General features: G+C 62.4%; 13 protein-coding genes and 1 tRNA gene. 2 read left to right on the forward strand and 12 right to left on the reverse strand.

Annotation, left to right across the window (positions count from 1 at the left end; all coding sequences use genetic code 11):
* Positions 1–97 precede the first annotated feature (97 nt).
* The 4 genes from ABW043_RS07800 to ABW043_RS07815 all read right to left on the reverse strand — a co-directional run bounded on the left by ABW043_RS07800 (position 98) and on the right by ABW043_RS07815 (position 3,624).
* Positions 98–1,201 (reverse strand): hypothetical protein, encoded by a 1,104-nt coding sequence (locus ABW043_RS07800; protein WP_353920654.1) that lies wholly within the window; start codon positions 1,199–1,201, stop codon positions 98–100.
* Between the two features lie 119 nt (positions 1,202–1,320).
* Positions 1,321–2,265, reverse strand: coding sequence for an AraC family transcriptional regulator (locus ABW043_RS07805; RefSeq protein ID WP_353920655.1), 945 nt, complete (start codon positions 2,263–2,265; stop codon positions 1,321–1,323).
* Between the two features lie 94 nt (positions 2,266–2,359).
* On the reverse strand, positions 2,360–2,752 hold the full coding sequence (locus ABW043_RS07810) for a GFA family protein (RefSeq protein WP_353920656.1): 393 nt from the start codon (positions 2,750–2,752) through the stop codon (positions 2,360–2,362).
* 2 nt (positions 2,753–2,754) lie between these two features.
* Entirely contained in the window at positions 2,755–3,624 is an 870-nt protein-coding gene (locus ABW043_RS07815) for a LysR family transcriptional regulator (RefSeq protein ID WP_353920657.1), read from the reverse strand.
* Between the two features lie 98 nt (positions 3,625–3,722).
* Between ABW043_RS07815 and ABW043_RS07820 the strand changes: the two genes are divergently transcribed.
* Positions 3,723–4,727 carry a YeiH family protein gene (locus ABW043_RS07820; protein ID WP_353920658.1) on the forward strand — a complete coding sequence of 335 codons (1,005 nt, stop codon included), beginning with the start codon at positions 3,723–3,725 and terminating at the stop codon, positions 4,725–4,727.
* Between the two features lie 15 nt (positions 4,728–4,742).
* Here the strand turns inward: ABW043_RS07820 and ABW043_RS07825 are convergent, their stop codons facing one another.
* From ABW043_RS07825 to ABW043_RS07860, 8 genes are all read right to left on the reverse strand, one after another.
* Complete coding sequence (locus tag ABW043_RS07825) at positions 4,743–5,267, reverse strand: hypothetical protein (RefSeq protein ID WP_353920659.1); 525 nt, start codon at positions 5,265–5,267, stop codon at positions 4,743–4,745.
* 110 nt (positions 5,268–5,377) lie between these two features.
* Positions 5,378–6,082, reverse strand: coding sequence for a VIT1/CCC1 transporter family protein (locus ABW043_RS07830; protein ID WP_353920660.1), 705 nt, complete (start codon positions 6,080–6,082; stop codon positions 5,378–5,380).
* A gap of 107 nt (positions 6,083–6,189) precedes the next feature.
* Positions 6,190–6,438, reverse strand: a complete 249-nt coding sequence (locus ABW043_RS07835; protein ID WP_353920661.1) for a DUF2934 domain-containing protein — start codon at positions 6,436–6,438, stop codon at positions 6,190–6,192.
* A gap of 88 nt (positions 6,439–6,526) precedes the next feature.
* Positions 6,527–8,365 (reverse strand): malto-oligosyltrehalose trehalohydrolase, encoded by a 1,839-nt coding sequence (gene treZ / locus ABW043_RS07840; RefSeq protein WP_353920662.1) that lies wholly within the window; start codon positions 8,363–8,365, stop codon positions 6,527–6,529.
* A 184-nt stretch (positions 8,366–8,549) separates the two neighbouring features.
* On the reverse strand, positions 8,550–8,789 hold the full coding sequence (locus ABW043_RS07845) for a hypothetical protein (protein WP_353920663.1): 240 nt from the start codon (positions 8,787–8,789) through the stop codon (positions 8,550–8,552).
* A 25-nt stretch (positions 8,790–8,814) separates the two neighbouring features.
* Positions 8,815–8,940 carry a hypothetical protein gene (locus ABW043_RS07850; RefSeq protein WP_353920664.1) on the reverse strand — a complete coding sequence of 42 codons (126 nt, stop codon included), beginning with the start codon at positions 8,938–8,940 and terminating at the stop codon, positions 8,815–8,817.
* A gap of 168 nt (positions 8,941–9,108) precedes the next feature.
* Complete coding sequence (locus tag ABW043_RS07855) at positions 9,109–9,264, reverse strand: hypothetical protein (RefSeq protein WP_353920665.1); 156 nt, start codon at positions 9,262–9,264, stop codon at positions 9,109–9,111.
* A gap of 188 nt (positions 9,265–9,452) precedes the next feature.
* Positions 9,453–9,527, reverse strand: a tRNA-Thr gene (locus ABW043_RS07860).
* A 409-nt stretch (positions 9,528–9,936) separates the two neighbouring features.
* Here ABW043_RS07860 and ABW043_RS07865 point away from each other — a divergent pair.
* A partial coding sequence (locus ABW043_RS07865; protein WP_353920666.1) for a UDP-N-acetylglucosamine 1-carboxyvinyltransferase occupies positions 9,937–10,642 on the forward strand: 706 nt, incomplete at its 3' end.

Raw genomic sequence — 10,642 nt, forward strand, 5'->3', positions numbered from 1 at the left:
AAAACACCGGCTGTCATCCCGGCGAAGGCCGGGATCCATCTTGAGATCTCAGGATGGGCCTTCGCCGGGGTGACAATCTGAGTACCGCCGACTGTCGCTAGATCTGTCCTTCTAGATCCTCCGGGGTCTCGATGGTCCGCATCCATTTGAGCGACTTGATCTCCCAGGCGGGGTCGGACTTCTGCAGATCGTCGAGCAGGCCCGGCAGGTGCCCCGCGCCATAGGTGATGAAAATCTTGTCGTCGGCGCTCGTCACGATGCGTTCGGCAAGCTTTTGGTTGCGGAAATCGAGGATGACCGGATCGAGCGCCGAGGGTGCCGTCTTGGCGCCCATGAGCATGGTCATCCAGCCACGGCACGCCAGCCCGAGGATTTTTCGCTGGCCGGGCGTGGCATTGGCGAGCCAACCGAACATCTGCGTTGTCTGGTCCGCCTCGCCGCTGTCGGGCGGCGCGGGCTGGTCCTTTTCAACCGCCGCGGCAAATTCGGGATCGGTATCCATGAGCCGCTGATATTCGCGCATCATGTCAGCGGCCGAGACGTCGGCTTCAACATGGCGCTCGGGGCGGGCCTTCATGTCGCCGGCGAGCAGCTCGAAATACGGCCCCTGGAACTGCAGGCCGCAGGCATCGCCAAAGGTCTCGTAATTGGTGTTGAGATCACCGCCACCGGCCAGCGTGTCGGCAAACCACTTGTCGCCGGCGGGATCGCCGCGCACGCCCTCATAATAGATCGCGTAGCCCTCGCTCAGCGCCTTTTCGAGGTCGTAGATCACGCTCTTGTAGAAGCCTTCCGAGCCGATATGCATCATGCCCTGGAACACCACCGTCTTCTGGCCATTGGACAGGGTGGCCTGCGGCACGGTGAGCGGAGCGAGTTCGGTGCGAAAGGCCAGAAAATAAAGCGGCGCGGCGATCAGCGTCGTGATGGCGAAAACCAGCGCCAGGAACGCCTTGGCAAAACTCCAGCCCCAGGGCTGCCGACGCTGTCCGCCAAAGATCAGACGCACAAACCAGGCGAAGGGAAAGGCGAGGAGCAGCGCCAGAAAGGCAATCGCCACAAGCAGAAGGACGTGGACATCGAGCAGCACCGGCAGCCCGAGCACGAAGGCCAGCGCCAGCAAAAACCAGACTATTGTCGAGACGCGCAGCTTCAGGCGCTCTCCCCAGGTAGAGCCAGTCATGGTGGAAGCTGTGGCCATGTCGTCCCCAGACGTCTTGAACGCCCCGCATGGCGCCAAGGCGAAGCTAGCCGCATGCCGGCGGCAATGCCAGCCCCGGACATGGATTGGCCAGGGAAATATCGTGCTGTTCTAGTGACCTAGCTCAATTGCCGCGCATCGCCCGGCGCCATGCCGTAGACGCTGCGGAAGACGCGATAGAAGGTGGCAAGGCTCTCAAAACCCGAAGCATAGGCCACCTGCGCCACGGTCAAATCCGGTCGCGCCACAAGCATCCTGCGCGCCTCCTCACAGCGCATGAGCGCGAGCGTCCGGCTGAAGGTGTTGTCAGCGTCTTCGAACAGCAGATGCAGGTGTCGCACCGACAGGCCAAGACTGCGGGCGACGAGCGCCGGGGTCAGGTCGATCTGGTGATACTGGTCGGCCATGATATCGAGGGCGAGGTAACGAAGGCCGGCGCGAATGGCGCTGCGCACCTCGGGCAGGCTTTCGGCCAGCCGCCCCCGCGCCGCCAACCCAAGCCGGGCAATGTGGACGATATCGCGTGGGTCCGTCGTGGCGCGCTTGTCCGAAGTCAACGCATCGAGCAAAGCCCGCAGCGGGCGCAGCACCTTGCTTCCTTCCATGGGCCGCGCCGCGCTGAGATCGGATATGGACCGGCCCAGCGTCAGCTCGTCGCTCACCGGAATTTTCAGCATGCGGAAATGGAAGCCGCCATTGGTGCCGGGCGTCGCACCATAGGGAAGATCGGAATGGTTGATGATCATGTCGCCATTGGCGATCGGCTCGCTGCGCCCCGCGCCGGTATCGAGCCGGCCGGGTCCGCGAACCTGCATCCCAAGGCAAAGACTGTTGCCCGCCACCCGCGCAATATCGGCCTCGGTGCGGCGAACGATGTAGGACGAGGCCACGATTTCCGAGACCACCGCGCTGCCGAGTTTCTTGGCGCGAAACGAGCCGGCAAAAGCCGCGCGGCGCTCGGCCGGCAGCTCGATGGTGACGCCGAACAGCTCCCTGCTCCGCACCTCGCGCCAGTGCTCGAAGCGGTCCCGGGGGGCCACATCGTCAGTCGAAAAACTCAGCATAAAGACACCCCTCCCCTCCAGCGCGCGCATGGAACGGGATTTGAGTACAAAGGTCAACTTTTACCGATTTTCTGGCGACTTAACCCACAAGGACCTAGTCTTCGGTGCGACCCTCGCTCGTCCGATCGCGCTCATAATGCCGGTCGAGTGGAAAGGGCGGCAACCAGGCCTCGCGGCGAATGGTCCAGAGCTCATAGGTCGGCTGAAACCGATCGGGGGCATCGAGCGCGCCGAGATTGATTTCCACCTCGTCGCCACTGCGCGAAAACACCGATGAGCCGCAGCGCGGGCAGAAGAAGCGCCCGGCATAGTCGCGCACCTCGCCCGAAATGCTCACGGCCGTATCGGGAAAAATCGCCGAGACATGAAACAGTGCCCCATGGTGCTTGCGGCAATCCATGCAGTGGCAGATGCCAACCCGGAACGGGCGCCCGGAGGCGACGAACCGCACAGCGCCGCAGAGGCAACCACCAGCGTTCTCCTCCATGCCTAGCTCCCTTCCAAAAGACAAAGATCGCGAAACGCCCTCGCCGCAGCCGAGGGCCGGCGCTCGCGGTGATAGAGGAGGCTAAAATTACGCTGTGGCAATTCAAAGTTCAGGATGGTGAGGCGCCCGGCGGCGACAAACGGGGCGACCACCATTTCGGACAAGGCCGCGGCGCAATCGCTGTTTAGGACGGCATTGAGCACCGCTTCATTGGTTGGCAGCGCCAGGGCGACAGTCAGGGTGGCCGGATCGATGCCGAGCGTGAAGAGCCCCGCGACGAACTCGGCCCGCGTTCCCGAGCCGGGCTCGCGCATGATCCAGCGAAAATCCGAAAACCGCGGCTGTGCGAGAGCGACATCTGGTTTGGAAACCGCCACCAGCCGGTCCCGGACAATGGGGCGGGTCGCCAGCACGGGCGCATCGACATGGCCTTCGACAATGCCGAGTTCTGCCGCCCCGGAAATGACCGCCCCGGCCACCTCATTGGTATTGGCGGCGGCAAAGTTGATCGCAATCCCCGGATGGGCCGAGGTGAAGGCGAGAAGACGCGATGGCAGCCAATAGTTCGCGACGGTCTGGCTGGCCATGACATCGAGCGTGCCGCGCTTGAGGCCGCCGAGATCGTTGAGCGCCTGTTCGGCCTGTCGAACACGGGCGAGCGTCTGCCGCGCCTCTTCGAGAAAGGCCATGCCGTCGCGGGTCAATTCGATGCGTCGGCCGACCCGGTCGAACAGACGGACGGAATGAAAGGCTTCAAGCGCCTTGATCGCCGCGCTGGCGGCCGAAGGCGTCAAGCCGATGGCCGCCGCGCCCTGCGTCAGGTGCTGGCGCTCCGCCACCGCGATGAAGATGGCCAATTGCTCGATGGTCATGGTCTATACGGAAAAACTGCATGAAACATGCAGAATTATGCGATGGAACTTAATGATTGCAAGCCTCACCCTTCAATGCATCTGCATTGGAGCAAATTGTGCTCGCTTTATCTCATTTTCGGCAACTTGGTCCCGGCCTGGCGCTGGCCATTGGCATAACGGCGCTGGCCTTGCTTGCCGAACGCCTGCAGCGGCATGTGCTTAGCTCGGTCGCCCTTGACGGGTTGGTGGTGGCAATCATCGCCGGGATTGCGGTTCATAGCCTCTTCGGGCTTGCTGCACGCTTCCGCGCCGGGGTGCAGTTTGCGGCCAAGACCATTCTCGAAATCGCCATCGTCCTTCTCGGCGGCACGATCAGCGCCGGAGCTGTGCTGCAGATCGGCCCGCTGATGGTCGGCGCCATCGCCCTGTTCGTCGTGATCGCCCTGGCGCTCAGCTATGGCATTGGCCGCGCCCTCGGCCTTGATCCGCGCCTTGCGACGCTGGTTGCCTGTGGCAATTCCATTTGCGGCAATTCGGCCATCATGGCGACCGCCCCTGTCATCGAGGCGCCAGCCAAGGACGTTGCCGCCTCCATCGCCTTCACCGCCGCGCTCGGCGTGCTTGTCGTGCTGTTGCTGCCGCTCGGTTTCCGGCTCTTCGGTGGTAGCGAATGGCAATATGGCGTCGTCGCCGGGCTCAGTGTCTATGCGGTGCCGCAGGTGCTTGCCGCCACCGTGCCGGTTGGCGCGATGAGCACGCAGATCGGCACGCTGGTCAAATTGATCCGCGTGCTGATGCTCGGCCCTGTCGTGCTTGGCCTCGGCCTCATGCAGAAGAACCGCGAACGCGGCACGCTACCGCTCGCAACGCTCCTCCCATGGTTCATCATCGGCTTTCTCGCCATGATGGGCGCGAGATCAGCCAATCTTCTACCCGAAAGCGTGCTGCCGGCGCTCCAGAATGCCTCGGGCTGGCTGACCTTGGTTTCAATGGCGGCCCTGGGTCTCTCGGTCAACCTGCGCTCGATCCTCGCCTCGGGCGGCCGCGTGCTGGCCGCCGGCTTCCTCTCGATCACCGCGCTCATTGCCCTCGCGACAGGAGCGGCCTTCCTCCTCGCCTAGAGCCCGTCAGCCCGTTCAAGTGCGGTTGTCGCGGGCAGCCTGAGCGTTCTTGGTGGCCTGGGAGACGCGCCCCACCTTGGCGGGATTGACCTTCGTGCCGCCGCGTGCGCTGACCTTGGCCTTCATGCCCGAGCGGGCGGATTTGCCGGGTGCCGGGTGTTGTGCCGCTTCGCCCGCCTTGCGCAGCGCAAGAGCGCGGTGTGCACCGGCGGCCGTTGCCGAGCGGGCAGCAAGACGATCGAGGCGGCTGATTTCCTTGTTGAGGCGTTGCAATGCACCGGCAAAGACCTGCTTGCGGCTGAGCGAGCGCTCGGCCGTGCCCGGAAAGCTGCCGCCGCGTGGCTCGGCCTTGCCGCGAACTTCGCGGCGCTTTTGCCAGGCGAGCGTGCGTTCCTTTTCGTACATCTGCCGAAGCCGCGGCCGATTGGCCCGCAGATCGTCCGGCGTCATGTCCATGATGGCGGGGTGATGGGTGGTCTTGACCACCTCATTCTCGTCGTGGCTGAGCAAAGCCTGTTCTGAGCGGCTGGAAATCGACATGCACTATCCTCCGAGTGAATCTGTCGAGAGCCCGGAGCACGTCACCGGACCCTTACGCCCTTGGGCCGAGACGCTAGACCTGCGGGGTGCCACCGTCAATCAAAGCCCTCTCAGAAGGCCAGCTTGCCCAAAAGGTAGCTCACGCCAATCGTGACAGTGGCGATGATGAGCGTGCGGAGCAATGTGCGGTTGAGGTCCTGCCGTCCGGCCCGAGCCGCCAGTATCGAGGTCAGCGCGAGCGAAACCATTACCGCCGCGAGCACCAGCCAGGTCTCGACCTCGATCGGCACCATGATGGTCACCAGCAACGGAACTGACGCGCCGATCGCGTAGGAAATCGCCGTGCCGAGGCTGGCCTGGACGATATCACCGCGAGAAACGACCTCGACGATGCCGTGCTCGCTCTCCAACTGGGCCTTGAGCGGAGAGCGCTTCATCATCTGCGTGGCGACATCCCTTGCAAGGTCAGAGGACAAGCCCTTTTGCTCGTAATAAGCCAGCAGCTCGTCGAATTCGACGCCGGGCTGGCGCTTGATCTCCTGCCGCTCCTCTTCGATTGCGCTTAACTGGGCTTCACGCTCCGATGCCGTTTCGGCCCATTTGGCGCCGCCCGCGGTGAGCATTCCCGACACCATCGCGGCCATGCCGGCGAGAGCCAGGGTCGCGGCATCTGCGCCCGCGCCGGCGAACCCCTCTAAGATGCCGGCCGTGGCGATGATGCCGTCATTGGCGGCGAGCGCCCAGGCGCGATGCGAACCGGGGTCTGCAAAAAGCAAACGGAACCTTGTGAGCAGATCAGCCGCAATGTGGTTCACGATGTATCCGCGGAAGCCGGGCCGCGCGAATGGATCGCGCTAGATGCCAGACAGGCAAATTTGCTGACAGCGCGGGGCGAAGGTCAATCCCCTCTTCATGCACATCGTCAGCGTTCCGGGCCAGGCGGCGGTCCGTCCTGCAGCGCCCGATCGGCCTCGCGCTTGCGCAGGCACCGGTCGAGCGCGCGGAACCAGTATTCTTTCTCCTGGCCTTCGGGTCGGCCATCCTGTTCCCAGAAAAAGTAGGCGGTTTCCCGAACTTCCTGTTCGAAAGCCAAATCCCGCCAGGGGTCGTTCGTCATTGTTTGCGCCTCATACCAGCCCAGGCCGTCGCGCATCGCGAAAACAGCGCGCACTCCGGGACTTGCCAACGGCGTCGCCGCGCAAAAGTTGCGCGTCCCGAATAAGGCCAGGCGTTTTTGGTGAAGCGGCCCGTGTCCGAACTTACACTTCCACCGTCCACAACACCGTCCACGGACCCAGCCTGCCCTCTTCGGCAAAGCCCTGGAGGTGGATCGTCCGACCAAGAATGGCCGGCATATCCGGCTGGGTGTCATTGGCGAGGTTGGCATAAAGACGCAGCGTGGAGCCATCGCCCATCCGCCAGGCGACATGCGCCGCCTTGAGGCCGAGCACCTCGTAGCGCGACGCAAAGCCCTGCTGTCCCATCAGGCGCGGGATGATCTCCATTTTCCGCACATCGACAAGCGCCCGATAATGCTTGAACCATCGCGAATGCGGCTCCTTGCCCAGATTATCCCAATCGAGCTTGGCGGATGAGAAGGTCTTGGCGCTCGTTGGATCGACAGCCTCCTCGACATCGGGCTTGCTGGCATCGTCGTGCTCGGGGGCGGTCTTGAGTTGCTCCTGCCGCCCCTTGCGGACCGCGTCGCGCATCTCGGCGGGAACATCGGAGAAGAACGGGAAAGGCTGCGTGCTCGCCCATTCCTCGCCCTGAAACAGCATGGGGATTTGCGGGGAGAGGAGATAGACCGCCGTCAGCGCCTTGACCGCCTCTTCGTCGGCGAGCTTCGTGATCCGGTCGCCCTTGACCCGGTTGCCGACCTGATCATGGTCCTGCATGTAGACCACGAAAGACGTCGCCGGCAGGCCGCTGCTCGGCTCGCCCCGCTTCATGCCTTCATGGGGTTTTACTTCGCCCTGATAGGCAAAGCCCTCTGCCAGCGCCCGCGCAAGCTTGTCGCAGCGCGCCTCGAGGTTATCGAAATCGGCATAATAGCCGGTGTTTTCCCCGGTCGCGGCGGCATGCAGCAGGTGGTGGAGATCGTCATTCCATTGGGCGGTGTAATGCACCGGCTCCGATTGGCTGTTTCGCCGCAGCCATCGTTCCTGATTGTCCGAATTTTCGAGAATCAGATGGGTGTGGCGATGCGGCCGCGCAGCACGAATGCGCGCCGCCAAGAGCTCGAGAATATGGCTGGGGCTCTCGTCGTCCATGGTGTGAACCGAGTCGAAACGAAGCCCGTCGAAATTGAATTCGCTCGTCCAATAGAGCGCATTTTCGACAATCAGTTCGCGAACGACCGCCGCATCGGTGTCGTCAAAATTGATCGCATCGCCCCAGGGGCTCTCGTGCTTCCGCGTGAAGATCGGAGCGATGGCTGGAAGGTAGTTTCCGTGTGCGCCGAGGTGATTGTAGACGACATCGAGAAAAACCATCATCGAGCGGCGATGCGCTGAGTTGACGAAGGCCTTGAGGTCCTCCGGGCGCCCATAGCTCGATTGCGGCGCGAACCACATGGCGCCGTCATAGCCCCAGTTGAACCGCCCGTGAAATTGGGCAATCGGCATGATCTGGATGGCGGTGATGCCAAGGGCGGCAAGGTGATCGAGCTTGGCCTCGGCGGCGGCGAACGTGCCTTCCTCGGTGAAGGTGCCGATATGCATCTCGTAAATGATCGCCTCTTCCCAAGGGCGACCGGTCCAGTCGGCGTCGGTCCACTGGAAGGATTTCGGCTCGATCACCTCACTGAAGCCGTGGATACCGTCGGGCTGGTAGCGGGAGGTGGGATCGGGGATCGCATCGCCGCCGGGCAGCACGTATTTGTATTGCGTACCTTCTTTGACACCGTCGACATCAAGCCGATGCCAGCCGTCACCGATGGCATCCATCTCCAGCAGTTTGCGCCGACCCTTGATCTTGAGCTGCATCAGCTTGGCTTTTGGGGCCCAGATCTTGAAGCGTGTGCCGCCATTTCTCGGCTCGGCGCTGAAACGCATCTTGTGGCTGCGCGATACGGCATTGGGCTTAGGCTGATGCATCTGCTGCCTTCTAGTGGCCGGTTTTTTACGAGGTCAGCCAAGGCTGTTTGGGAGAGTGGTGGTAGAGCAGAAGGGCCGTCTGGAGACGCAAGCCGTTTGCAGCGCCGGGCAAGGCAATTCTCTAGGCGAAAATTGCTCGTGCGAGGCCTGATGTCAGATCAAGGGCGTGCCGATATAACGCCGCCTAATTGACGACCTTCTGGCTGGTCGGCGGGTTGGCTTCGAGGCGCTCGAGTGCCGTCCCCACGCGCTCCGCCACGCTCAAATCAAAGTCATGATCGGGACCGGTGCTCTCGTATTCGCGCAATTCCTCCACCGTAACGCCGGCGGCGGCCGCAAAACGGTCAGGCTCCATGCCAAGCGAGAGGCGGCGGTTATGATCACCCTTGGGTTCGCGCATGGTCGGCGGCACGTGCTGGGTCATCTCAACATCTCCTCTTGGCGCAAGCTCAAACCCGAGCATTTCCCAGGATCACGAGGCTCAACAAAAGAGCCGCCCCACCGACCCACAGGGCGATGGCGAGCAGCGAAAAGCCTTCCATGAATTCCAGCCCGGTCTTGTCCTCGTCGTACATTGCGTCCTCCTCTGATCTCCAACACAACGCCGATGAACGAGCGCGGTTGCCGGAGCGAATGACAAACGCAGACCTCCGCCCCCAAGCCGAAGCGCACGGGGGTGCCACCCTCTCAAATATCCACAGTGAATGGCTGGCAACCACGATCACGGCCGAGGCTTTTCGTGCCTAGGACGGCGCGACTTCCATCTCATCATTGGTCCGGTCGGGCACTGTCGGCCCAACGCCGCCGTGCGTGAACAAGACGTAGGCGACAGCCAAGACAACGACGATCAAAACCACGCCAAGCACCAAGCCGCCGATGCCTTTTCCCTTGATTTCCATCCCCGCGCCCCTCCGTTGTCGATAAGGAACGGCGCCAACACCCATCGGTTGCGCACGCGCTACTGCGCTATCGTCAGAAGAACTGGACCCATCGCTGCGACACGGCCATGCGCGTCACACCGCGCATCAGCAGCAGCCACGGAACAATCATTAAAATCAGCGAGTTGTTTTTCATCAAAGAGATGAACTGGTGCTGCCGGACAGGATTGAACTGTCGGCCTCTCCCTTACCAAGGGAGTGCTCTACCACTGAGCTACGGCAGCATCTGATGGCGCCGGGGTAATCCCTCTCGGCGACGGGCGCTCTAGTGCCATAGGGATTCTCTCGACGCAAGCGCAAAAAACGCCTATCAACGGCCACTGTGAATCACCGATAGCCAGGAAGGCGATGAGTAAGTCGAACGAAGCTTCTGCCCGCGAGCAAAGATTAGCCGCAAAGCTTCGGGAGAACCTCAAGCGCCGAAAGGATCAGGCCAGGGCTCGCGCTGCCCGGGATGATGCTCCGGCACCCGAAACGATCGCGGTCAAGAAACCGTAAATCATTTTCGGGCGAACTAGGAACGTCACATATTCGCATGAGCGCGGCTGGTCTAGCTTACGTGGCAACGAAGACCTCGCCTACCTCCTCCACAGGTAGAAGGCCCAGTCAGGGCCGGTTCAGAGGAACCATTTCATGGATCGTATTCGTTTGGTCGGCGGGAATCCGCTCAATGGGGACATCATCATTTCGGGCGCCAAGAATGCCGCCCTGCCCCTGATGATCGCCTCGCTGCTCACCGATGAGCCGCTCGTTCTCAGCAATGTGCCGCGTCTCGCCGACGTGAAGCAGCTCGAACGCATTCTCGAGAATCACGGCGTCGATATCGCCGTGCACGGTCGCCGTCGCGGCGAATCGGATGGTGTTGGCCAGCGCATGACCTTTCATGCCGCCGATATCGTCGACACCACCGCGCCCTATGACCTCGTCTCGAAGATGCGCGCCAGCTTCTGGGTCATCGGGCCGCTGCTTGCCCGCTGCCACGAGGCCCGCGTGTCTCTCCCCGGTGGCTGTGCCATCGGTACCCGCCCGGTTGATCTCTTTCTCTTTGGCCTCAAGGAACTCGGCGCCGAGATCGATATCGACGAGGGCTATGTGGTTGCCCGCGCGCCCAAGGGCGGTCTTGTCGGCAATCGCATCGTTTTCCCAACGGTTTCGGTTGGCGCCACCCATACGCTGCTGATGGCGGCGACGCTCGCCAAGGGCACGACCGTTATCGAGAATGCGGCGCAGGAGCCGGAAATCACCAATGTCGCCGAATGCCTTGTCGCCATGGGCGCCAAGATTTCGGGCATCGGCACCAAGACGCTGACCATTGAAGGCGTCGAAAAGCTGCATGGCG

It is taken from the genome of Devosia sp. (assembly GCF_040509215.1).
Classification (GTDB): Bacteria; Pseudomonadota; Alphaproteobacteria; order Rhizobiales; family Devosiaceae; genus Devosia.

Coding starts and splice junctions, on each gene's coding strand:
- ABW043_RS07825 (WP_353920659.1), bottom strand. CDS start 5,267: ATGTCGATTTCCAGCCGCTCAGAACAGGCTTTGCTCAGCCACGACGAG.
- treZ (WP_353920662.1), bottom strand. CDS start 8,365: ATGCATCAGCCTAAGCCCAATGCCGTATCGCGCAGCCACAAGATGCGT.
- ABW043_RS07800 (WP_353920654.1), bottom strand. CDS start 1,201: ATGGCCACAGCTTCCACCATGACTGGCTCTACCTGGGGAGAGCGCCTG.
- ABW043_RS07805 (WP_353920655.1), bottom strand. CDS start 2,265: ATGCTGAGTTTTTCGACTGACGATGTGGCCCCCCGGGACCGCTTCGAG.
- ABW043_RS07855 (WP_353920665.1), bottom strand. CDS start 9,264: ATGGAAATCAAGGGAAAAGGCATCGGCGGCTTGGTGCTTGGCGTGGTT.
- ABW043_RS07810 (WP_353920656.1), bottom strand. CDS start 2,752: ATGGAGGAGAACGCTGGTGGTTGCCTCTGCGGCGCTGTGCGGTTCGTC.
- ABW043_RS07815 (WP_353920657.1), bottom strand. CDS start 3,624: ATGACCATCGAGCAATTGGCCATCTTCATCGCGGTGGCGGAGCGCCAG.
- ABW043_RS07850 (WP_353920664.1), bottom strand. CDS start 8,940: ATGTACGACGAGGACAAGACCGGGCTGGAATTCATGGAAGGCTTTTCG.
- ABW043_RS07845 (WP_353920663.1), bottom strand. CDS start 8,789: ATGACCCAGCACGTGCCGCCGACCATGCGCGAACCCAAGGGTGATCAT.